The following is a 22,841-nucleotide window of genomic DNA, read 5'->3' as shown; positions in this document are numbered from 1 at the left end:
GGTGCTTTAAGCATGTGTGGGAGCAAAGCTGCTATCTACCTTTCTACTCTGGCCCATAAGCCCGAACAGTTGTACGAGCGGCACTCGAATCACAAGCGTGGGCAAAGCCAGAGCACTCTCATTTCTGAGTGTAAGAGGGTTTTGCCATGATTTCCTGGGTCGGTATCGATATATCCAAATCAAATCTCGTCGTTTGGGTTCGACCACAGAACCAAGGCTATGAGGTCCCCAATACGTCTGAGGGTTTTGCACAGCTGGTCGAACAGCTAAGCCAATACACGATTGGCCGGGTGTTACTGGAAGCCACGGGCGGCTATGAACGAAAGGTTATGGCAGCACTGCAGGAGGCAGGTTTCAATGTGCTCAGGATCAACCCTCGCCGGGCTAGAGCCTTCGCCGTAGCTATGGGCAAGAATGCCAAGACCGACCCCATCGATGCGGCTGTTCTTGCCGATTTTGCCGAAGCTCTGCATGCGTCTCACGAAAAGCCCATTTCACCTGAGCGTGAAGCACTGCGGGAGCTGATTCAGCTGCGCGAACACTTCGTCCAGCAACGAGATGACAACAAGCGCCGACTACAGCAGGCTCAGCTTCCGGCGGTTATCGAGGTGATCAAAGATCATATTCGCTACCTGCAAATCCAAATCAAGCAGTTTGGCAAAGCCATTAATCAAAGCATGCGTAAGCTGGATGCGGAGAAAGCCGACCGACTCACATCAGTTAAAGGGATCGGCACTGTGGCGACTGCTAGTTTGTTGGTTTACCTGCCTGAGCTCGGTGAGCTTGATCGCAGAGAGATCGCGGCCCTGGCGGGAATCGCCCCCTACAACGACGACAGTGGCAATCACAGCGGCAAACGTCAGATTTACGGAGGAAGAGCGCGGGTCAGACGTGCGCTTTATATGTCGTGCTGGGTTGTCATCCGCTATCACGCCGACTTCAAGGCCCGGTACGAAGCACTTCGAGGGCGAGGCAAGAGCGCGAAAGTCGCGCTCATCGCCTGCATGCGAATATTGCTAATCAGACTGAATGCCATGCTTCGAGACGGCACTGAATGGCGGTGACGGGTGACAGAGGTAAGACAGTTGCTCCCACAAAGGATGTACGCTGAACACACATCTTGTGCCCGCCACGGATCAACCTGTGGGAGCGGGCTTGCCCGCGAAGAGGCCCGGCCTGTCCAACATCTCCATCGACTGACACACCGCCTTCGCGAGCAAGCTCGCTCCCGCAAAGGATGTACGGTGAACACACACCTCGTGCCCGCCACGGATCAACCTGTGGGAGCGGGCTTGCCCGCGAAGAGGCCCGGCCTGTCCAACATCTCCATCGACTGACACACCGCTTTCGCGAGCAAGCTCGCTCCCACAAGGGATGTACGGTGAACACACATCTTGTGCCCGCCACGGATCAACCTGTGGGAGCGGGCTTGCCCGCGAAGAGGCCCGGCCTGTCCAACATCTCCATCGACTGACACACCGCTTTCGCGGGCAAGCTCGCTCCCACAAAGGATGTACGGTGAACACAAACCTTGTGCCCACCACGGATCAACCTGTGGGAGCGGGCTTGCCCGCGAAGAGGCCCGGCCTGTCCAACATCTCCATCGACTGACACACCGCTTTCGCGAGCAAGCTCGCTCCCACAAGGGATGTACGGTGAACACACATCTTGTGCCCGCCACGGATCAACCTGTGGGAGCGGGCTTGCCCGCGAAGAGGCCCGGCCTGTCCAACATCTCCATCGACTGACACACCGCTTTCGCGAGCAAGCTCGCTCCCACAAAGGATGTACGCTGAACACACATCTTGTGCCCGCCACGGATCAACCTGTGGGAGCGGGCTTGCCCGCGAAGAGGCCCGGCCTGTCCAACATCTCCATCGACTGGCACACCGCTTTCGCGAGCAAGCTCGCTCCCGCAGACCTTTGGTGAACACTGAATCTGCGAACACTCAAGAGCCCGCTGTGCTTAGTCGGTCGCCGCCTCTACCCCCACATTGAACTGCAACGCCGCCAATCGCGCATACAGCGCGTTGCTGGCGACCAGTTCCTGGTGGGATCCCACGGCAACGACCTTGCCCTGGTCCATCACTGCGATCCGGTCGGCGTTCTTGACCGTGGCCAGGCGGTGGGCGATGACCAGGGTGGTGCGGTTTTTCATCAGGCTCGGCAGGGCTTGCTGGATCAGGTGTTCACTTTGCGCATCGAGGGCGCTGGTGGCTTCGTCCAGGAGCAGTATCGGCGCATCCACCAGCAGCGCCCGAGCGATCGCCAGGCGCTGGCGCTGTCCGCCGGATAACCCCAGGCCGCCATCGCCCAGGTGGGTTTGATAGCCGTCGGGCATTTTCTCGATGAAGTCGTGGGCGTGGGCGATCTGCGCGGCTTCGCGCACCTGCTCGGACGTCGCCTGTGGGTTGCCGTAACGGATATTTTCTTCGACCGTGCCAAAAAACAGCGCCGGGTTTTGCGAAACCAGGGCGAAATGGCGACGCAGGTCCAAGGGGTCGAGTTGGGTCAGCGGCACATTGTCGATGAGAATCTGCCCCTGCGCCGGGTCGTAGAAGCGCAGCAACAGGTCATACACCGTCGACTTGCCCGCCCCGGAAGGCCCGACCAGGGCCAGGGTCTCGCCAGCCTGGACGGTCAGGTCAAGGCCATCGACCGCGTAGCTGTCCGGCCGGGACGGATAGGAAAAACGCACGCCTTCCAGGCGCAGATCGCCCCGGACCCGTTCCGGCAACGTCACCAGGCCGGTGCTCGGCGGCTGGATGATGTTCTCCGAACGCAGCAACTCGGCGATACGCTCCGCCGCGCCCGCCGCCCGTTGCAACTCGCCGATCACTTCGCTCAGGGTTCCGAAGGCACTGCCGACGATCAGGCTATAGAACACGAAGGCCGCCAGTTCGCCGCCAGAGATACGCCCGGCGATCACGTCCATACCGCCCACCCACAACATCACGCCCACTGCCCCCAGGACCAGTACGATCACCAGGGTGATCAGCCAGGACCGCTGGACGATACGTTTGCGTGCGGTATCGAAAGCCTGCTCCACCGTTACGCTGAACCGCTGCTCATCCTGGACCTGGTGGTTGTAGGCCTGCACGGTCTTGATCTGGCCAAGGGTTTCGGAAACATAGCTGCCAACGTCGGCGATGCGGTCCTGGCTCTGGCGCGAGAGGCTGCGCACCCGGCGACCGAACAGCAGGATCGGCGCCAGCACCAACGGCAGCGCGATCACCACGATACTGGTCAGCTTGGGGTTGGTGACGAACAGCAGCACGATGCCGCCCACCACCATCAAGGCGTTGCGCAGGAACAAGGACAGCGACGAGCCGATCACCGACTGCAGCAACGTGGTGTCGGCGGTCAGGCGCGACTGAATTTCCGAACTGCGGTTGTTTTCGTAGAAGCCCGGGTGCAGGTATACCAAATGGTTGAAGACCTGCCGGCGGATGTCGGCCACCACCCGCTCGCCGATCCACGACACCAGATAGAAACGGGCAAAGGTGCCCATCGCCAGCGCGATCACCAACACCATGAACAGGGCGATGGACTGATTGAGCAGGTGCGGTGATCGGGTCATGAAGCCCTGGTCCACCAGCAATCGGATGCCTTGCCCCATGGACAAGGTGATGCCGGCAGTGACAACGAGTGCCAACAATGCGCCAGCCACTTGCTTGCGATACGGCGCGATGAAGCCGCTGGCCAGGCGTATGGCACGGCGATGTTGGGAAGAAAGCATCAGAAACGTCCGATAAAGGGAAAAAGGCCGCCAACGGCATCGAAAAACAAGGGAACCAAGTTGAATCAGAATGAGTCCGGTTGAATATGACCGCAACGACTAGCGGCTAGATGTTATCGGTCTAAAGTCTGGCTGGAAACGCGACTGTGTTTCTGGTTGAGTACAGGTGTCGCCATGAACCCACAAGGAGTGTCATGGCTCGGTCACCTGGCGACATTACAGTAGGCACACAACCTGATGAGGAGACAGGCCATGTCCTTGCAACACAGCAGCGACGACAAGATCCAAGTAATCCGCACGCAACCGGACCAGTCCCTGGGCTGTTCGTTCATCGATGCCCAAGGGCGCGAAGTACCGATCACCGAGGACATGATCCAGAAGGCTTGCAGCGAACTGGAAAAACGACTGGTCAAACCTGCCGAACAAAAGTGATACAGCCCGTCTTCGCCTGAACCCGACCTTGGTGTCGGGTTTTTTGTGCCTGATTACAACAGGGTGGCGCCCAGCGCGGTCACGATCTGCTGCAAGGCCGGCGACTGCCCTTCGATAGCCACGTTCAAGCTGTCGATCTCCCGGCGCGGCGGATAGTGCTTGCGCAACGCATCGAAGGCGCTGCGCTGCTCACTGACCGTGCCCACCAGGCTGCGGCGAAAATCCGCATCGTCGCGGCGCGGGTCGTACACACCGCGGCACAGCGCGGCCAGGGCCCAGGCCGGGTCGGTAGCGGCATCCAGGCTGACGCCGCCCAGCCAGGGCCGGGGCAGCAGGTCATGCAGACTGACGACGGCCGACTGTTGCAGGAAATCGCACAAAGCCTGGTAGATCTGCGCCGTGCCGCGCTGACGGCCATCGAGGCTGTAGCCGGCAATGTGCGGGGTGGCGATGACGCACAGGTCGGCCAGGTCCACATCCACGGTCGGCTCCTGCTCCCAGACGTCCAGCACCGCTTGCAGGTCTTCGCGCTCCAGCAGCACCTCGCGCAACGCCGCATTGTCGATCACCGGCCCCCGGGCGGCATTGATCAGCCAGGTCCCAGGCTTGAGCCGGTTCAAACGCGCTTCGTCGAACAGGTGCCAGGTCGGTTGCTCGCCGTCACGGGTCAGCGGTGTATGCAGGCTGATGACATCGCACTGCTCGATGATCTGCTCCAGGCTGACATAGTCACCGCCCTCGGCGGCCTGGCGCGGTGGATCGCAGACCTTCACGGTCCAGCCCAGCCCCTTGAGTACCTTGATCAAGCGCCCGCCCACCTGGCCCGCGCCGACCACGCCGAACGTCCGTTGTTCAAGGTTCGCGCCCTCGATTTCAGCCAGGGCCATGAGGCTGCCCAGCACGTAGTCCACCACGCCCCGGGCATTGCAGCCTGGGGCACTGGCCCAACGGATCCCGGCTTCGGCGAAATACTCCAGGTCCAGGTGATCGGTGCCGATGGTGCACGTGCCCACGAAGCGTACCTGGCTGCCTTCCAGCAGCGCCCGATTGACCTGGCTGACCGAGCGCACCAGCAGCACATCGGCCTGCTCGACCATCGCCCGATCGATCCCCCGTCCGGCCACTCGGCGGATTTCACCGAAACCTTGGAAAAATGCATCGAGCAGGGGGATGTTTTCGTCGGCGACGATCAGCATGGCGAAGCTCCTGTGGCGGGGGTGGGCAGTGTAGGCGTTCCGGTAAATCCGTGCATGTCTTCAATCAAAGCTTTTGTGGCGAGGGCGCTTGCTCCCGCTCGGCTGCACAACAGTCGCTGGTATTTCGGGCCTGCTTCGCAGTCCAGCGGGAGCAAGCTCCCTCGCCACAAGGTACTCAGACATTTCTGTCCGTGTTTACAAATCCCTAACACAGGTTTTTTCCTGACCACTGCGTCAACGCGTAGAATTCGCCGCCTTGCGCTTATTCTTTCGGACGCTTCGCCTGTGAAACCTGTGATCGACACACCCGCCCTCCTCTCTCGCCCGGCCCGGGTCCGCCTGGAGCTCAAGACATTGCTGGCCCTGGCATTGCCGATCATGGTGGCGCAACTGGCGACCACCGCCATGGGCTTCGTCGATGCGGTGATGGCCGGCCGAGTCGGCCCGCGGGACCTGGCGGCGGTGGCGCTGGGCAATTCGATCTGGGTGCCGGTGTTCCTGTTGATGACCGGTACATTGCTGGCCACCACCCCGAAAGTCGCCCAGCGCTTCGGCGCCGGTGCGTTTGGCGACATCGGCCCGCTGGTGCGTCAGGCACTGTGGCTGGCGCTGGTGGTGGGGCTGATCGCCACGCTGGCGTTGTTCAGCGCCGAGCCGATCCTGCACATCATGAAGGTCGATCCCGAACTGATCGGCCCGTGCATGGAGTACCTGCGCGGCATCGGCACCGGCCTTCCGGCGGTGGCGCTGTATCACGTACTGCGCTGCTTCAGCGACGGCCTGGGACGCACCCGACCGGCCATGGTGCTGGGGTTGTGCGGGCTGGCACTGAACATTCCGCTCAACTACATCTTCATTTATGGGCATTTGGGCGTGCCGGCCATGGGCGGCGTCGGGTGCGGCTGGGCCACGGCCATCGTGATGTGGGTCATGGCCCTGGGCATGGCCGGTTGGGCCCGGTGGGCGCCGGCCTATCAATCGAGCCATCTGTTCAGTCGTTTCGACTGGCCGCATTGGGCCGTCATCCAGCGCCTGCTCGGCATCGGCTTGCCGATTGGTATCGCGGTATTCGCCGAGTCGAGTATTTTCGCGGTGATTGCATTGTTGATCGGCAGCCTTGGCGCCACCGTGGTCGCCGGGCACCAGATTGCCCTGAACTTCAGCTCCCTGGTGTTCATGATCCCCTACTCCTTGGGCATGGCCGTGACGGTTCGGGTCGGTCAGGCACTGGGACGCGCCCAGCCCCGTGAAGCGCGCTTCGCCGCGGGCGTGGGCATGGGCACCGCGCTGGCGTATGCATGCCTGTCGGCGAGCCTGATGTTCGCCCTGCGCGGCCCCATCGCCGCGATCTATACCGCCGACCCGGTGGTGATCGAGGTCGCGTCGATGCTGATCGTCTACGCGGCCCTGTTCCAGTTTTCCGACGCGATCCAGGTGACGGCGGCGGGCGCACTGCGTGGCTATCAGGACACGCGGGTGACGATGATCCTGACGTTGTTTGCCTATTGGGGCATCGGCCTGCCGGTGGGCTATGCCCTCGGCCTCACCGACTGGCTCGGCGCGGCCAGCGGCCCGAGCGGGTTGTGGCAGGGTTTGATCGTAGGCTTGAGCTGCGCGGCGCTGATGCTGTCGATCCGCCTGGCACGCAGCGCACGCCAGCAGATTCGCATCAGCCGTACGCGAGGCTAGGCGAGTTTCTTGCGGATCCAGTAGCGGTAGGTGCCATCCACTTCGTCCTGGCCCACCAGTTCGTGGTCGAGAAACACACAGAACTTGGGGATGTCGCGACGCGTCGAGGGATCGGTGGCGATCACTTTCAGCAGCCCGCCGGGCACCAGGTCGCGGATGTGTTGGTGCAGCATCATCACCGGCTCGGGGCAATTGAGGCCGGTGGCATCCAGCGTGCCGTCGACCGGTGTGTCGTTCATTTCACTCATGTTCTACTCCAGATACTGACCGGCATTGTCGCGCAATGCCGGGGCTCTTAACAAATTCGCCTCGCCACAGAACCCGTCCTAACGGGACTTGGGCTTGCCGGTGTCCAGTCGCCGCAAATGGCAGGTCACTTCCTCGCGGTCGTGGTACAGCTGCTTGCAGCCGATCTCGACCTTGATGCCGCGGGCCTTGAAGCCCTCGGCGATGCGTTCGAGCAGGCGCTTGACTTCGGCGTAGCGCTGTTTCATCGGCAACTTGAGGTTGACCACCGCCTCGCGACAGTGCCCGCCGCCGATCCACTCCTCCAGCATCGCCGCGTTGCGCGCCGGTTTCTCGACGATGTCGCAGACCATCCAGTCCACCGGCTGCTTGGGCTTGAAGGTGAAGCCATCCGCCATCAGGTGCTGCACCAGGCCAGTCTCCATCAGGCTCTCGGCCATCGGACCATTGTCGATGGCCGTGACCAGCATGCCGCGGTTGACCAACTGCCAGGTCCAACCGCCCGGCGCCGCGCCCAGGTCCACCCCGGTCATGTCGCTGTGCAGGCGCTCGTCCCACTCCTGGCGAGGAATGAAATGGTGCCAGGCCTCTTCGAGCTTGAGGGTGGAGCGACTCGGCGCCTCTCGGGGAAACTTCAGGCGCGGGATGCCCATCGGCCACATCGCCGAATTATCGGCCGGCGCCTGCCCCAGGAACACTTCGCGGCCACTCTTGAAGGTCAGCAACAGGCGAGGCTTGTGCGGGTCGTCCACCAGCTTGCCGGCGGCGGTCAGCGCCTTGCGCAGCGGGCCTTCGAATTTCTTGCAGAAGTTCGACAGTTCCTTGCCATCGTTGGTGTCCACCACCTCCAGCCACAGGCTGCCACAGACGGGGAACTGCGCCATGTGCGCCAGGATCACGCTGATGCGATCGGCTTCCGGCAGCTCGATAAAGGTGCCGCGGGCCCACTGACGCGGAAAAATCAGCTCGGCGAAACGCAGGCCGCGCATCAGGCGCTCGGCGCCGTCCTCTTCGGTGCAGACAAATTCGGCACAGGCACTGGCCGGCTTGGCCTTGGCGTAGCCGGCCACGTTGAGCCGGGCCGCGTGCTCGGCGATCTCGGAGCAGACCTCGCCCTCGAAGCCGGGCCGGCAGTGCATGAAAAGCGTGTTCATTGAAACTCCGTAGCAAAGCCTGTCACGAAAACCGCCGCATGATAGCGGACTTCGGAACCCCGAACCTGTCCATAGAGTCCAGTGATTAGTCATACGCTCGAAACAGGGCTAGGTTAAAGGCTCTGTCCGTCCCCGTCAGTCCGTAGCCGTGCGGACTCAAAGGAGTGATTTCAATGCCGTCCCTCGATAGCCTGAAAACCCTTAAAACATTGCAAGTCGACGCCAGGACTTACCACTACTTCAGTCTCCCGGACGCTGCCCGCAGCCTCGGCGACCTGGACAAGCTGCCCATGTCCCTGAAAGTGCTGCTGGAAAACCTGCTGCGCTGGGAAGATGAAAAAACCGTCACCGGCGCCGACCTCAAGGCCCTGGCCGGGTGGCTCAAGGACCGTCGTTCCGACCGCGAGATCCAATACCGCCCGGCCCGCGTGTTGATGCAAGACTTCACCGGCGTCCCGGCGGTGGTTGACCTGGCGGCCATGCGCGCCGCCGTCGAACAGGCCGGCGGCGACCCGCAGCGGATCAACCCGCTGTCACCGGTGGACCTGGTGATCGACCACTCGGTAATGGTCGATCGCTTCGCCAGCCGCGACGCATTCGAACAGAACGTCGACATCGAGATGCAGCGCAACGGCGAACGCTACGCCTTCCTGCGTTGGGGCCAGAGCGCCTTCGATAATTTCAGCGTGGTGCCGCCGGGCACCGGCATTTGCCACCAGGTCAACCTCGAGTACCTGGGCCGCACGGTGTGGACCCGTGAAGAAGACGGCCGCACCTATGCCTTTCCAGACACCCTGGTGGGCACCGACTCCCACACCACCATGATCAACGGTCTCGGCGTGCTGGGCTGGGGCGTCGGCGGAATCGAGGCCGAGGCGGCCATGCTGGGTCAACCGGTGTCGATGCTGATCCCCGAAGTGATCGGCTTCAAGCTCACCGGCAAACTGCGCGAAGGCATCACCGCCACCGACCTGGTGCTGACGGTCACGCAGATGCTGCGCAAAAAAGGAGTGGTGGGCAAATTCGTCGAATTCTATGGCGACGGCCTCGCCGACCTGCCCCTGGCCGACCGCGCCACCATCGCCAACATGGCCCCGGAATACGGTGCCACGTGCGGTTTCTTCCCGGTGGACGACGTCACCCTGGACTATTTGCGCCTGTCCGGCCGGCCGACGGAAACCGTCAAACTGGTGGAAGCCTACTGCAAGGCCCAGGGCCTGTGGCGCCTGCCCGGCCTGGAGCCGGTGTTCACCGACACCCTGGCCCTGGACATGGGCAGCGTCGAGGCCAGCCTCGCCGGGCCGAAACGCCCCCAGGACCGGGTCTCGCTGCCTAACGTCGGCCAGGCCTTCAGCGACTTCCTGGGCCTGCAGGTCAAGCCCACCAGCAAGGAAGAGGGTCGCCTGGAAAGCGAAGGTGGCGGTGGTGTCGCGGTGGGCAACGCCGATCAGGTCGGTGAAGCCGAGTATGAGTTCGAAGGCCATACCCATCGGCTGAAAAACGGCGCGGTGGTGATCGCCGCCATCACGTCCTGCACCAACACGTCCAACCCCAGCGTGATGATGGCCGCCGGGCTGCTGGCCAAGAAAGCCGTTGAAAAGGGCCTGACGCGCAAACCCTGGGTCAAGAGCTCCCTGGCGCCCGGCTCCAAGGTCGTCACCGACTACTACAAGGCCGCCGGCCTGACCGAGTACCTGGACCAGCTCGGCTTTGCCCTGGTGGGCTACGGTTGCACCACCTGCATCGGTAACTCCGGGCCGCTACCGGACCCGATCGAGAAAGCCATCCAGAAAGCCGACCTGACCGTGGCGTCAGTCTTGTCGGGCAACCGCAACTTCGAAGGCCGGGTGCACCCACTGGTGAAGACCAACTGGCTGGCCTCGCCGCCCCTGGTGGTCGCCTACGCCCTGGCGGGCACCGTGCGCATCGACATCAGCAGCGAGCCGCTGGGGAACGACCAGCACGGCAAGCCGGTGTACCTGCGGGACATCTGGCCCAGCAGCCAGGAAGTGGCCGAGGCCGTGGCCAAGGTCAACACCAGCATGTTCCACAAGGAATACGCCGCCGTGTTTGCCGGTGACGAGCAGTGGCAGGCCATCGAAGTGCCGCAAGCGGCGACCTACGTCTGGCAGGACGACTCGACCTACATTCAGCACCCACCGTTCTTCGACGGCATTGGCGGGCCACCACCGGCCATCAGGAACGTCGAAGGCGCCCGGGTCCTGGCGCTGCTCGGAGATTCAGTCACCACCGACCACATCTCCCCGGCCGGCAACATCAAGACCGACAGCCCCGCCGGTCGCTACCTGCGCGAACAGGGCGTGGAACCCAGGGACTTCAACTCCTACGGTTCAAGGCGCGGCAACCACCAGGTGATGATGCGCGGCACCTTCGCCAATATCCGCATACGCAATGAAATGCTCGACGGCGAAGAAGGCGGCAACACGATCTATATACCCAGCGGCGAAAAAATGCCGATCTACGACGCCGCCATGCTGTACCAGGCCACGGGCACGCCGCTGGTGGTGATCGCCGGCCAGGAATACGGCACCGGTTCGAGCCGTGACTGGGCGGCCAAGGGCACCAACCTGCTGGGGGTCAAGGCGGTGATCGCCGAAAGCTTCGAGCGCATCCACCGCTCCAACCTGGTGGGCATGGGCGTGCTGCCGCTGCAGTTCAAGCTCGACCAGAACCGCAAGCGCCTGAACCTCACAGGCAAGGAAACCCTGGACATCCTCGGCCTGGATGGTGTCGAGCTGACCCCGCGGATGAACCTGCCCCTGGTGATCACCCGCGAGGACGGGCGCCAGGAGCGGATCGAGGTGTTGTGCCGGATCGATACACTCAATGAAGTGGAGTACTTCAAGGCCGGCGGGATCCTGCACTACGTGCTGCGGCAGTTGATCGCCAGCTAAATGCCATCCCTTGTGGGAGCGAGCTTGCTCGCGAAGGCGTCGGGCCAGTCAATACCTCGATGACTGACCGATCGCTTTCGCGAGCAAGCTCGCTCCCACAAGGCTTTCCCCCCCGGATGAACGGTTCAATCGCCGTTTTTGTATCGACCTGCTTATAATCCCCTCCCCACTGACGCTCAAGGAACGGTGTCAGCCGCGAGGTGCCCGCGCGCGTCCATGAGTCGGCGTGGACACCCTTTGTGCTCTTTGCGTGACATGGCAGCGTCGTAGACGCGGCGACCACGTTCGCCCAAAGCGCCACCGCCTAAAAGGATGTTATATGCCTGCTCTCCCCTGGCCTTACCTGGCCCTTCTTTCTCTTGGCTATGCCTTGGCCCTGGTCTACGGGCATTTGGCGTGGACGGCCGCCATTACGCTGGTATTGCTGCTGTTCGCCGGTTATGCCGTTCGCCAGCAAGCGATGCCGGTCGGCCGGTTTCTCGGGCACGTCCTGTTCCTGGTGATGGCCCTCGCGTTGGCGATGCATTGGATGCCTGGTTTTTTCAATGGTCGGGTGATCCCTCCACAGCGCCTGACTGACGACGCCGCGCGATTCGCGCTGTACTTGAACCAGGACAAACCCCTGATCGGCTTCTGGCTGCTACTGGCCTGCCCGTGGGTCGTCGGCCGGCGCTCGCTGCGCCTGTCGGTCTTCGCCACGGCCCTGGGCCTGGGCGTGAGCGCAGTCCTTGCATTGGGCGGGGCACTGCTGCTGGGCATGATCCACTGGGCGCCGAAATGGCCGGACCAGGCGTGGATCTGGCTGGCCAATAATCTTTTACTGGTGACATTGGTGGAGGAAGCGCTGTTTCGTGGCTACATTCAGGGAGGCCTGAGCCGGCGTTTCAAGCATCTGGCCTATGGCGACAACCTGGCCTTGCTCCTGGCCTCGCTGGTATTCGGCCTGGTACATGCCGGCGCTGGCTGGCAATGGGTGTTGCTGTCGGGCCTGGCGGGGATCGGTTATGGCCTGGCGTACCGTTTTGGTGGCCTGGGCGCGGCAATCGCCACGCATTTTGCCCTCAACCTGCTTCATTTCGCCCTATTTACCTACCCGATGCTGGCGTGATAGCGACAGGCAAAAATAACTTCAACTTAAACCTGAAGACGCCGACAACCTTTCAAAGCCTTGCGGATCTACACACCATGCGTAATAACCAACCCATTACACAACGCGAAAGGACCTTCCCGGCCCAGCAACGATTGATTTCCACCACCGACGCCAAAGGTGTGATCACCTACTGCAACGACGCATTCGTCGAAATCAGCGGGTTTTCCAAGGAGGAACTGATTCGTTCACCGCACAACCTGGTACGCCATCCCGACGTTCCTTCCGCCGTGTTCGCCCATATGTGGGGCACGCTGAAACAAGGCTTGCCATGGATGGGCATCGTCAAGAATCGCTGCAAGAGCGGCGACCATTACTGGGTCAACGCCTACGTCACGCCTATATTCGAAGGCAACCAGGTGATCGGCTACGAGTCGGTACGGGTCAAGCCGACCGCCGAGCAGATCACCCGGGCCGAGGCGCTGTATCGCCGCATCAATCAGGGCAAGCCCGCGGTTCCACGCAGCGACAAGTGGCTGCCCATGCTGCAGGACTGGCTGCCGTTCATCCTGGTCAGCCAGTTGAGCTTCGTCGTCGGCGCGTTCCTCAACTCCCACTGGGGCTTCGCCCTCGCGGCGGTGCTGTCGGTGCCGTTGGGCCTGATGGGGCTGCAATGGCAGCAACGCGGGATCAAGCGCCTGCTGCGCCTGGCCGAACAGACCACTTCCGACCCGCTGATCGCCCAGATGTACACCGACAGCCGTGGCGCCCAGGCACGCCTGGAGATGTCGATCCTCAGCCAGGAAGCGCGCCTGAAAACCTGCCTGACCCGGTTGCAGGACACCGCCGAGCACCTCAACGATCAGGCTCGCCAGTCCAACTCCCTGGCCCACGACAGCTCCAGTGGCCTGGAGCGCCAGCGAGTGGAAACCGAGCAGGTGGCCACGGCGGTGAACCAGATGGCGGCGACCACCCAGGAAGTCGCCAGCCATGTACAGCGCACCGCCGATGCGACCCAAGAGGCCAATCGCCTGACCGGTCGCGGCCGCGACATTGCCGGGGAAACCCGCGAGGCCATCGAGCGACTGTCGGTTGTCGTGGGTGAAACGGGCCAGACCGTGACCCAACTGGCCAAGGACAGCGACGAGATCGGCGGCGTGGTGGACGTGATCAAAGGCATCGCCGACCAGACCAACCTGCTGGCCCTGAACGCCGCCATCGAAGCGGCCCGTGCCGGTGAGATGGGCCGCGGCTTTGCCGTGGTGGCCGACGAAGTGCGGCAACTGGCGCAGCGCACCAGCGAATCCACCGGGCAGATCCACGCCCTGATCGCCAAGCTCCAGCAGACCGCCACCAACGCCGTGCAAACCATGGACGCCGGCCATCGCCAGGCCGAAGAGGGTGTGGCGCGGGTCATGGAAGCGGACCAGGCATTGGTGGGCATCAGCGAAGCGGTGGCCAACATCACCGACATGACCACCCAGATCGCCGCAGCGACCGAGGAGCAAAGCTCGGTGGCCGAGGAGATCAGCCGCAACATCAGCAACATCTCGGAACTGGCCGACCAGACTTCAGGGCAGGCTCACAGCTCGGCGCTGCTGAGCGAAGAACTGACCCGCACGGCCAATACCCAGTACTCGCTGGTGGAACGGTTCAACCGCTGACAGGGCTTAGCGGGATAAAAAACCGGGAAGACAGTGCTTCCCGGTTTTTTTTGCCCGCTCAAAAGTGGTGTTGCGTTACAAACCTTCGCGAACACGCCCGCTCCCACATTTGCAATGCGCTCGCATGAACGCCGCATTCCTCTGTGGGAGCGGGCTTGCCCGCGAAGAGGCCCCGCCAGACACGCTCAACGGCGAAGAAGAAACCCAGCCACCGCCTGCGCCGCCGTCTCCAAATGCTGCCCATGACTGAACCCCGAAGCCTTCAACGGCTTGAGGTCATGATCCCCCGCCTCCAGCCACACCACCTCGATACTGGCTGACAACGCATACCCCGCCACCGCCTCGCGATTGCCCAATGCGTCGCGCTCGCCCTGGATGATCAGCGTTGGGGCCTTCAATTCGGCCAGATGCTCGACCCGCGGCTTCTCCGGTTTGCCCGGCGCATAGAACGGATACCCGAGGCACACCAGCGCGTCGCACCCCAGTTCGTCAGCCAACAGGCTCGCCATCCGCCCGCCCATGGATTTGCCGCCAATCGCCAGTCGACCCGCGACATAAGGCCGCACTGTGGCGTACACCTCGCGCCAGCATTCCAACAATTTCGGTGCCGGGTTGGGGGGGCGCTTGCCGCCGTCCAGGCGTCGTTGGGCCATGTAGGGAAACTCGAAGCGCAACACGTTGACGCCCTGCGCAGCAAGACGTGCGGCCATGTCGTCCATGAAACCGCTGTCCATCGGCGCACCCGCACCATGGGCCAGGATCAGGGTCGGCGGATCGCCGTCGTCCACCGGTTGTGCCGGCGTCCACAGCCAACCGTGTTGGGCCACGCACCGCGCCCATTGATCCCCGTCAATACTGGCCTTGTGCTGTTTGTCCATGCTTGCCTCGCTTTTAGTCTGCCTATAACTCCAGGCGAAGCACGCCGCCCTGCCTTGCGCAGGCGCTCACTTCGGCTGAACCGTGGATGGGGAACCATGAACACTTCTATCAGTACCGCCTACAACTACAAGGTGGTCCGCCAATTCGCCATTATGACGGTGGTGTGGGGCATCGTCGGCATGGGGCTCGGGGTTTTTCTCGCCGCCCAATTGGTCTGGCCACAGCTCAACTTCGATTTGCCCTGGACCAGCTTCGGTCGCCTGCGTCCGCTGCACACCAACGCGGTGATCTTCGCCTTCGGTGGCTGCGCGCTGTTCGCCAGTTCGTTCTATTCGGTGCAGCGCACCTGCCAGACCCAGCTGTTTGCGCCGAAAATCGCCGCTTTCTGCTTCTGGGGCTGGCAACTGGTGATTCTGCTGGCGGCCATCAGCCTGCCGCTGGGCTACACCAGTTCCAAGGAATACGCCGAGCTGGAATGGCCGATCGACATCCTGATCACCATTGTCTGGGTCGCCTACGCCATCGTCTTCTTCGGCACCGTGGCCAAGCGCAACACCAAGCACATCTACGTCGGCAACTGGTTCTTCGGCGGGTTCATCCTGACCGTGGCGATCCTGCACATCGTCAACAACCTGGAACTGCCGGTGAGCTTCACCAAGTCCTACTCGGTGTACGCCGGGGCCACGGACGCGATGGTGCAATGGTGGTACGGGCACAACGCCGTAGGCTTCTTCCTCACGGCCGGGTTCCTGGGGATGATGTACTACTTCGTGCCGAAACAGGCCGAACGTCCGGTGTATTCCTATCGCCTGTCCATCGTTCACTTCTGGGCGCTGATCACCCTGTACATCTGGGCGGGTCCTCACCACCTGCACTACACCGCGCTGCCGGACTGGGCGCAGTCGCTGGGCATGGTGATGTCGCTGATCCTGCTGGCACCGAGCTGGGGTGGCATGATCAACGGCATGATGACCCTCTCGGGCGCCTGGCATAAGTTGCGCAGCGACCCGATCCTGCGGTTCCTGGTGGTGTCCCTGGCGTTCTACGGCATGTCGACCTTCGAAGGCCCGATGATGGCCATCAAGACCGTCAACGCCCTCTCCCACTACACCGACTGGACCATCGGCCACGTACACGCCGGCGCACTCGGCTGGGTGGCGATGATTTCCATCGGCGCGCTGTACCACATGATCCCGAAAGTCTTCGGCCGGCCACAGATGCACAGCATCGGCCTGATCAACGCGCACTTCTGGCTCGCGACCATCGGTACCGTGCTCTACATCGCCTCGATGTGGGTCAACGGCATCGCCCAGGGCCTGATGTGGCGCGCGGTGAACGAGGACGGCACGCTCACCTACTCCTTCGTCGAGACGCTGGTGGCCAGCCACCCGGGCTTCATCGTACGGCTGGTGGGCGGGGCAGTCTTCCTCACCGGCATGCTGCTGATGGCCTACAACACCTGGCGCACCGTGCGGGCCTACCAGCCTGCCGAAGCCGCCGCTGCCGCGCAGATGGCCTGAGGAGTCCGCCATGAAACACGAAACAATCGAAAAAAACGTCGGCCTGCTGATGCTGCTGATGGTGCTGGCCGTGAGCATCGGCGGCCTGACCCAGATCGTGCCGCTGTTCTTCCAGGACGTCACCAACAAGCCGGTGGATGGCATGAAGCCCTACACCGCCCTGCAACTGGAAGGCCGTGACATCTATATCCGCGAAGGCTGCGTCGGCTGCCATTCGCAGATGATCCGTCCGTTCCGCGCCGAAACCGAGCGCTACGGCCACTACTCGGTCGCCGGTGAAAGCGTCTGGGACCACCCGTTCCTGTGGGGTTCCAAGCGTACCGGCCCGGACCTGGCCCGCGTCGGCGCACGCTACTCCGACGACTGGCACCGTGCGCACCTGTACAACCCGCGCAACGTGGTGCCCGAGTCGAAGATGCCGGCCTACCCATGGCTGGTGACCCAGGCCGTGGACAGCAGCCACACCGAGACCAAGCTGCGGGCCATGCGCACCCTGGGTGTGCCGTACACCGACGATGACATCACAGGCGCCGTGGCCTCGCTCAAGGGCAAGACCGAAATGGACGCCCTGGTGGCCTACCTGCAAGTGCTCGGCACTGCCATCAAGAGCAAGAGGTGAGCCCCATGTTTCTTGAAATGAGCACTGGAATGATCCGCGGCCTGGGCACGATCGTGGTCTTCGTCGCCTTCATCGGCCTGCTCCTGTGGGCGTTCAGCAGCAAGCGCGGCCCGGAATTCGCCCAGGCGCGCCTGCTGCCGTTCGCCGACGAGCCACCCGCCGATACCGCCAATCCCCAAGACCCTGCAACAAGGAGTACCCGGCCATGACCACCTTCTGGAGTACGTGGATCTGCGTACTGACCCTCGGCAGCCTGATCGGCCTGACCTGGCTGCTGATCGGTACCCGCAAGGGCGAGACCAAGGGCAGCGTCGACCAGACCATGGGCCACAGCTTCGACGGCATCGAGGAGTACGACAACCCGCTGCCGCAATGGTGGTTCCTGTTGTTCGCCGGCACCCTGGTGTTTTCCGTCGGCTACCTCGTCCTGTATCCGGGCCTGGGCAACTGGAAAGGCATCCTGCCCGGCTACGAGAATGGCTGGACCGGTGCCCACGAATGGGAAAAGGAAATGGCCAAGGCCGACGCCAAGTTCGGGCCGATCTTCGCCAAGTTCGCCGCGATGCCCGTGGAAGAAGTCGCCAAGGACCCACAAGCCCTGAAAATGGGCGCTCGCCTGTTTGCCTCCAACTGCTCGGTCTGCCACGGCTCGGACGCCAAGGGCGCCTTCGGCTTCCCGAACCTGGCCGACAACAACTGGCGCTGGGGCGGCGCGGCCGACACCATCAAGACCACCATCATGGGTGGCCGCATGGCGGCGATGCCGGCCTGGGGCGAGGTGCTTGGGGACGCCGGGGTCAAGAACGTCGCGGCGTACGTGCGCCATGACCTGGCCGGCCTGCCGTTGCCAGCGGACAGCGGCGCCGATCTGCAAGCCGGCCAGCAGGCCTTCAACACCACCTGCGTCGCCTGCCACGGCGCCAACGGCCAGGGCACCGAAGCCATGGGCGCGCCTAACCTGACGCAACCGGCCGGTTTCATCTACGGCACCAGCCTGGCCCAGTTGCAACAGACCATTCGCCACGGTCGCCAGGGCCATATGCCGGCGCAGAATGAAATGCTCGGCAATGACAAGGTGCAACTGCTTGCCGCTTACGTTTACAGCCTTTCCAAAAGTGATACGCAGTTGAGCGGCAAGCCGCAGGCTGCAAGCCTCAAGTAACAGCAAAAGCAAAAGCTGCAAGCGACGCGTGCTCGCTTGCAGCTTGCAGCTCGAAACGCGTAGCTGCTTCTATTTGTCGCACCCTCCCAAGGTCTTTCTTTCGGTTCCTGAGAATCGGGTCTAAGCTTGCCTTTGCGTGCATTGGCGACTGCCTGTTTCAGGTCGACCCGACCCGATGTGTCCGACAATCGTTCGACAAGAAAAGCCGCAAAGGCAGGGAATACCGGCTGTTGCGACAATTGCCCGGCATCCCTCGAACGCAGCGTTTGAACACACCCCGTTACAACCGACCTGAACCCCTCGCCGCTTTCCTTTGTCGCGACATTTTTCCGTGGGCCGATTTTGTCCCTACACGGAACATGGAAAGGCCGCAGAATCAGCGTCGGAAAGCATTGACCCAGGTCATGGCGCGTTGCAATGACCCCCCGCTTTCTCCATACTTGCGACCGATTTTTATCCTAATAAAACACCCAAACCGTGGAACCTTAGAATGAGCACAGCAATCAGTCCGACTGCTTATAACTATAAGGTAGTCCGCCAGTTCGCCATCATGACGGTGGTCTGGGGGATCCTTGGCATGGGGCTCGGTGTCTTCATCGCCTCGCAACTGGTCTGGCCGGAGTTGAACTTCGATCTGCCATGGACGACATTTGGACGCCTGCGCCCGCTGCACACCAACCTGGTGATCTTCGCCTTCGGTGGTTGTGCGTTGTTTGCCACTTCTTACTACGTCGTGCAGCGAACCTGCCAAACGCGACTGATCTCCGACAGCCTCGCCGCCTTCACCTTCTGGGGTTGGCAAGCGGTCATCGTCGGCGCGATCGTGACCTTGCCAATGGGTTTCACCACCACCAAGGAATACGCGGAACTGGAATGGCCCCTGGCTATTCTGCTGGCCATTGTCTGGGTGACCTACGGTCTGGTGTTCTTCGGCACCATCGTCAAGCGCAAGACCAAGCACATCTATGTCGGTAACTGGTTCTACGGTGCCTTCATCGTCGTGACGGCCATGCTGCACATCGTCAACCACATGTCGCTGCCGGTCAGCCTGTTCAAGTCGTACTCGGCCTACTCGGGCGCGACCGACGCGATGATCCAGTGGTGGTACGGCCACAACGCCGTGGGCTTCTTCCTGACCACCGGCTTTTTGGGGATGATGTACTACTTCGTGCCGAAACAGGCCGAGCGTCCGATCTACTCCTATCGCCTGTCCATCGTCCACTTCTGGGCGCTGATCACCCTGTACATCTGGGCCGGTCCGCACCACCTGCACTACACCGCGCTGCCGGACTGGGCGCAGTCCCTGGGCATGGCGATGTCGATCATCCTGCTGGCGCCAAGCTGGGGCGGCATGATCAACGGCATGATGACCCTCTCGGGCGCCTGGCATAAATTGCGCACCGACCCGATCCTGCGGTTCCTGGTGGTGTCCCTGGCGTTCTACGGCATGTCGACCTTCGAAGGCCCGATGATGGCCATCAAGACCGTCAACTCCCTGTCCCACTACACCGACTGGACCATCGGCCACGTACACGCCGGTGCGCTCGGCTGGGTGGCGATGATTTCCATCGGCGCCATCTACCACATGATCCCGAAACTGTTCGGTCGCGCGCAGATGCACAGCACCGGCCTGATCAACGCGCACTTCTGGCTCGCCACCATCGGTACCGTGCTCTACATCGCCTCGATGTGGGTCAACGGCATCACCCAGGGCCTGATGTGGCGTGCGATCAACGACGACGGCACTCTGACCTACTCGTTCGTCGAAGCGCTGCAGGCCAGCCATCCTGGCTACATCGTGCGTGCCCTGGGCGGCGCGTTCTTCGCCAGCGGCATGCTGTTGATGGCCTACAACGTGTACCGCACCGTTCGTGCCTCTGACCCGGCTGAAGCTGAAGCCGCCGCCAAGATCGCCGTAGTTGGAGCTCACTGATGAAGCACGAAGCAGTAGAGAAGAATATCGGCCTGCTGGCCTTCTTCATGGTCATCGCCGTGAGCATCGGCGGCCTGACCCAGATCGTTCCACTGTTCTTCCAGGACGTCACCAACAAGCCGGTCGAAGGCATGAAGCCGCGCACCGCCCTTGAACTGGAAGGCCGCGACATCTACATCGCCAACGGCTGTGTCGGCTGCCACTCGCAGATGATCCGTCCGTTCCGCGCCGAAACCGAACGCTACGGCCACTACTCGGTCGCCGGCGAAAGCGTCTGGGATCACCCGTTCCTGTGGGGTTCCAAGCGTACCGGTCCGGACCTGGCCCGCGTTGGCGGCCGCTACTCCGACGACTGGCACCGTGCGCACTTGTACAACCCGCGCAACGTCGTGCCGGAATCGAAGATGCCGGCCTACCCGTTCCTCGTAGAAAACAAGCTCGACGGCAAAGACACTGCGAAAAAAATGGAAGTCCTGCGCACCCTGGGCGTGCCTTACACCGACGAAGACATCGCCGGTGCCAAGGATGCCGTCAAGGGCAAGACTGAAATGGACGCGCTGGTGGCCTATCTGCAAGGCCTGGGCACCATCATCAAAAGCAAACGGTGATTCTTAATGGATATCGGGATGATTCGCGGCCTGGGCACCGTCGTCGTGATGGTGGCTTTTATCGGCCTGGCCCTGTGGGTGTTCAGCCCCAAGCGCAAGTCGGAGTTTGACGACGCGACCTTGCTGCCGTTCGCGGATGATCCCGAAGCCATCAAGCACGTCGAGCAAGCTTCTAGGAGTAACAAAGAATGACTACGTTCTGGAGTCTGTACGTCACAGTCCTCAGCCTGGGAACGATCTTCTCCCTGACCTGGCTGCTGCTGTCGACCCGCAAGGGCCAGCGCAGCGAAGCCACCGAAGAGACGGTCGGCCACTCCTTCGACGGGATCGAGGAGTACGACAACCCACTGCCCAAATGGTGGTTCATGCTGTTCGTGGGCACCATCGTGTTCGCCCTCGGCTACCTGGTGCTCTACCCGGGCCTGGGCAACTGGAAAGGCCTGCTGCCAGGCTATAACTACCTGGACACCGAGAAACAGACCGCTTTCGCCAACGGCCAGACCGGCTGGACGGGCGTTCACGAGTGGGAAAAGGAAATGGCTCGTTCGGATGCCAAGTTCGGTCCGATCTTCGCCAAGTTCGCGTCCATGCCGATCGAAGAAGTCGCCAAGGACCCGCAAGCCCTGAAGATGGGTGGCCGCCTGTTCGCCTCCAACTGCTCGGTCTGCCACGGTTCCGACGCCAAGGGTGCCTACGGCTTCCCCAACCTGACCGACGCCGATTGGCGCTGGGGCGGTGAGCCGGAAACCATCAAGACCACCATCATGGGCGGTCGTCACGCCGTCATGCCGGGCTGGGCTGCCGTGGTTGGCGAGCAAGGGGTTGCCGATGTGGCCGCCTACCTGGTCACCAGCCTGCACGGTCGCAAACTGCCGGAAGGCGCCAAGGCCGACCCGGCCAACGGCCAGAAGTTGTTCGCGGCCAACTGCGTGGCGTGCCATGGTCCGGCCGGCAAAGGCACGCCGGCCATGGGCGCACCTGACCTGACCCACCCTGGCGCGTTCATCTACGGTTCGAGCTTCGCACAACTGCAGCAGACCATCCGCTACGGTCGCCAGGGCCAGATGCCTGCCCAGGCCGATCTGCAAGGCAACGACAAGGTCCACCTGCTGGCCGCCTATGTCTACAGCCTGTCCCACGGCGAAAAGGCTCCGGCCGCTGACGCCCAGTAAGGCTTTCGCCTGAAACACAAAAGGCCCCGTCAATGCACATTGACGGGGCCTTTTCGTTCACGGTGTCGCGAAACCTGTCCTGCTGCGCTTGTCGGCCATTGGCACAAGTAGTAACGTGCCTACATTCAAGCTCAATGTGGGGCACCGCCATGTCCATCACCACACTCTCCAGCCGTGAATTCAACCACGACACAAGTGGTGCCAAAAAAGCCACCCGCGACGGGCCGGTTATCATCACCGACCGTGGCAAGCCGGCCCACGTGCTGCTAAGCATTGAGGAGTACCAGAAACTGACCGGCGTCAACGCCAGCATTGTCGAGTTGCTGGTCATGCCCGATGCGCCGGATATCGATTTCGAGACCGAGCGAGCCGTCATCACTCCCCGCTCGGTGAACCTGTCCTGAATGTTCTTACTCGATACCAACGTCATTTCGGAACTGCGCAAACCTCAAGCAGATAGAAACGTCCAAGCCTGGGCGCGCAGCGTTCCTGCCCCCAGCCTGTATGTCTCGGCAATTACCGTACTGGAACTGGAAGCCGGCGTATTGCGCTTCGAACGCAAAGACCCCGCTCAAGGCAGCCGCTTGCGTGAATGGCTGGATAACCATGTGATGCCTGCGTTCGCAGGTAGAATCCTGACGATAGACCGCGCCGTCACGCTGCGCTGCGCCCGGCTGCAGGTACCGGACCGCTGCAATGAATGCGACGCACTGATCGCCGCAACCGCGCTGGTCCACGGGCTGACCTTGGTCACCCGCAACGTGAACGATTTCCAGGGCAGTGGCGTGGCGCTGCTCAATCCGTGGTCAAGCTGAAATAACGTTAC

21 protein-coding genes are annotated in these 22,841 nt (G+C 62.3%); 16 read left to right on the top strand and 5 right to left on the bottom strand.

The genetic code is table 11. The annotated features are described in order from the left end of the window. Window positions 1-146 precede the first annotated feature (146 nt). Window positions 147-1,064: an IS110 family transposase gene (locus tag AD664_RS21665; RefSeq protein ID WP_053143539.1), complete on the top strand. Its 918-nt coding sequence runs from the start codon at window positions 147-149 to the stop codon at window positions 1,062-1,064. Window positions 1,065-1,966: 902 nt separating this feature from the next. Here the strand turns inward: AD664_RS21665 and AD664_RS21660 are convergent. Then, complete coding sequence (locus AD664_RS21660) at window positions 1,967-3,739, bottom strand: ABC transporter transmembrane domain-containing protein (protein WP_053149565.1); 1,773 nt, start codon at window positions 3,737-3,739, stop codon at window positions 1,967-1,969. Window positions 3,740-3,991: 252 nt separating this feature from the next. On the opposite strand from AD664_RS21660, the gene AD664_RS21655 reads away from it, so the two are divergent. Then, window positions 3,992-4,171, top strand: a complete 180-nt coding sequence (locus AD664_RS21655; RefSeq protein ID WP_003199629.1) for a PA1571 family protein — start codon at window positions 3,992-3,994, stop codon at window positions 4,169-4,171. A 53-nt stretch (window positions 4,172-4,224) separates the two neighbouring features. On the opposite strand, the gene pdxB is transcribed toward AD664_RS21655, so the two are convergent. Next, window positions 4,225-5,367 carry a 4-phosphoerythronate dehydrogenase PdxB gene (pdxB, locus tag AD664_RS21650; protein WP_053149562.1) on the bottom strand — a complete coding sequence of 381 codons (1,143 nt, stop codon included), beginning with the start codon at window positions 5,365-5,367 and terminating at the stop codon, window positions 4,225-4,227. Window positions 5,368-5,652: 285 nt separating this feature from the next. Here pdxB and AD664_RS21645 point away from each other — a divergent pair, with 285 nt between their 5' ends. Then, on the top strand, window positions 5,653-7,056 hold the full coding sequence (locus tag AD664_RS21645) for an MATE family efflux transporter (RefSeq protein ID WP_053149559.1): 1,404 nt from the start codon (window positions 5,653-5,655) through the stop codon (window positions 7,054-7,056). Here AD664_RS21645 and tusA read toward each other — a convergent pair. Both tusA and rlmM read right to left on the bottom strand, forming a co-directional pair. Further along, window positions 7,053-7,304 (bottom strand): sulfurtransferase TusA, encoded by a 252-nt coding sequence (gene tusA / locus AD664_RS21640; protein WP_042732523.1) that lies wholly within the window; start codon window positions 7,302-7,304, stop codon window positions 7,053-7,055. The two genes, AD664_RS21645 and tusA, sit on opposite strands and share 4 nt — an antisense overlap. A 78-nt stretch (window positions 7,305-7,382) precedes the next feature. Then, the gene (gene rlmM / locus AD664_RS21635; protein WP_053149556.1) at window positions 7,383-8,456 is read right to left on the bottom strand and encodes a 23S rRNA (cytidine(2498)-2'-O)-methyltransferase RlmM; all 1,074 of its coding nucleotides are present in this window, start codon (window positions 8,454-8,456) and stop codon (window positions 7,383-7,385) included. A 173-nt stretch (window positions 8,457-8,629) separates the two neighbouring features. On the opposite strand from rlmM, the gene acnA reads away from it, so the two are divergent. The 3 genes from acnA (at window position 8,630) to AD664_RS21620 (ending at window position 14,122) form a co-directional block, all read left to right on the top strand. Continuing rightward, the gene (gene acnA, locus AD664_RS21630) at window positions 8,630-11,371 is read left to right on the top strand and encodes an aconitate hydratase AcnA (protein ID WP_047737780.1); all 2,742 of its coding nucleotides are present in this window, start codon (window positions 8,630-8,632) and stop codon (window positions 11,369-11,371) included. 319 nt (window positions 11,372-11,690) lie between these two features. Then, a complete protein-coding gene (locus AD664_RS21625; RefSeq protein WP_053149552.1) occupies window positions 11,691-12,479 on the top strand; it encodes a CPBP family intramembrane glutamic endopeptidase in 789 nt (262 codons plus the stop codon). 77 nt (window positions 12,480-12,556) lie between these two features. Further along, complete coding sequence (locus tag AD664_RS21620; RefSeq protein ID WP_042731120.1) at window positions 12,557-14,122, top strand: PAS domain-containing methyl-accepting chemotaxis protein; 1,566 nt, start codon at window positions 12,557-12,559, stop codon at window positions 14,120-14,122. Window positions 14,123-14,307: 185 nt separating this feature from the next. Here the strand turns inward: AD664_RS21620 and AD664_RS21615 are convergent, their stop codons facing one another. After that, window positions 14,308-15,000 carry an alpha/beta family hydrolase gene (locus AD664_RS21615; protein WP_047737784.1) on the bottom strand — a complete coding sequence of 231 codons (693 nt, stop codon included), beginning with the start codon at window positions 14,998-15,000 and terminating at the stop codon, window positions 14,308-14,310. A 96-nt stretch (window positions 15,001-15,096) separates the two neighbouring features. On the opposite strand from AD664_RS21615, the gene ccoN (AD664_RS21610) reads away from it, so the two are divergent. The 10 genes from ccoN (AD664_RS21610) (at window position 15,097) to AD664_RS21565 (ending at window position 22,830) form a co-directional block, all read left to right on the top strand. After that, window positions 15,097-16,521: a cytochrome-c oxidase, cbb3-type subunit I gene (gene ccoN, locus AD664_RS21610; RefSeq protein WP_042731118.1), complete on the top strand. Its 1,425-nt coding sequence runs from the start codon at window positions 15,097-15,099 to the stop codon at window positions 16,519-16,521. A gap of 10 nt (window positions 16,522-16,531) precedes the next feature. Next, window positions 16,532-17,140 carry a cytochrome-c oxidase, cbb3-type subunit II gene (gene ccoO / locus AD664_RS21605; RefSeq protein WP_042731117.1) on the top strand — a complete coding sequence of 203 codons (609 nt, stop codon included), beginning with the start codon at window positions 16,532-16,534 and terminating at the stop codon, window positions 17,138-17,140. Window positions 17,141-17,145: 5 nt separating this feature from the next. Next, complete coding sequence (locus AD664_RS21600) at window positions 17,146-17,349, top strand: cbb3-type cytochrome c oxidase subunit 3 (RefSeq protein ID WP_042731116.1); 204 nt, start codon at window positions 17,146-17,148, stop codon at window positions 17,347-17,349. Further along, window positions 17,346-18,302 carry a cytochrome-c oxidase, cbb3-type subunit III gene (gene ccoP / locus AD664_RS21595; protein WP_047737788.1) on the top strand — a complete coding sequence of 319 codons (957 nt, stop codon included), beginning with the start codon at window positions 17,346-17,348 and terminating at the stop codon, window positions 18,300-18,302. The genes AD664_RS21600 and ccoP (AD664_RS21595) overlap by 4 nt, the downstream gene beginning before the upstream one ends. A gap of 490 nt (window positions 18,303-18,792) precedes the next feature. Further along, a complete protein-coding gene (gene ccoN / locus AD664_RS21590; RefSeq protein ID WP_042731114.1) occupies window positions 18,793-20,235 on the top strand; it encodes a cytochrome-c oxidase, cbb3-type subunit I in 1,443 nt (480 codons plus the stop codon). Then, window positions 20,235-20,843 carry a cytochrome-c oxidase, cbb3-type subunit II gene (ccoO, locus tag AD664_RS21585; RefSeq protein WP_003199605.1) on the top strand — a complete coding sequence of 203 codons (609 nt, stop codon included), beginning with the start codon at window positions 20,235-20,237 and terminating at the stop codon, window positions 20,841-20,843. Before ccoN (AD664_RS21590) ends, ccoO (AD664_RS21585) begins: the two co-directional genes overlap by 1 nt. Window positions 20,844-20,849: 6 nt before the next feature. After that, entirely contained in the window at window positions 20,850-21,035 is a 186-nt protein-coding gene (locus AD664_RS21580) for a CcoQ/FixQ family Cbb3-type cytochrome c oxidase assembly chaperone (protein ID WP_003183474.1), read from the top strand. Then, entirely contained in the window at window positions 21,032-22,015 is a 984-nt protein-coding gene (gene ccoP, locus AD664_RS21575; RefSeq protein ID WP_042731113.1) for a cytochrome-c oxidase, cbb3-type subunit III, read from the top strand. Before AD664_RS21580 ends, ccoP (AD664_RS21575) begins: the two co-directional genes overlap by 4 nt. A gap of 149 nt (window positions 22,016-22,164) precedes the next feature. After that, entirely contained in the window at window positions 22,165-22,419 is a 255-nt protein-coding gene (locus tag AD664_RS21570) for a type II toxin-antitoxin system Phd/YefM family antitoxin (protein WP_053149578.1), read from the top strand. After that, window positions 22,420-22,830, top strand: a complete 411-nt coding sequence (locus tag AD664_RS21565; RefSeq protein ID WP_053149549.1) for a type II toxin-antitoxin system VapC family toxin — start codon at window positions 22,420-22,422, stop codon at window positions 22,828-22,830. Window positions 22,831-22,841: the final 11 nt, after the last annotated feature.

The sequence above is a fragment of the Pseudomonas sp. P97.38 genome, from assembly GCF_001269745.1.
Lineage (GTDB): Bacteria > Pseudomonadota > Gammaproteobacteria > Pseudomonadales > Pseudomonadaceae > Aquipseudomonas > Aquipseudomonas chlororaphis_E.
This window is presented reverse-complemented; position numbering and strand designations above follow the sequence as displayed.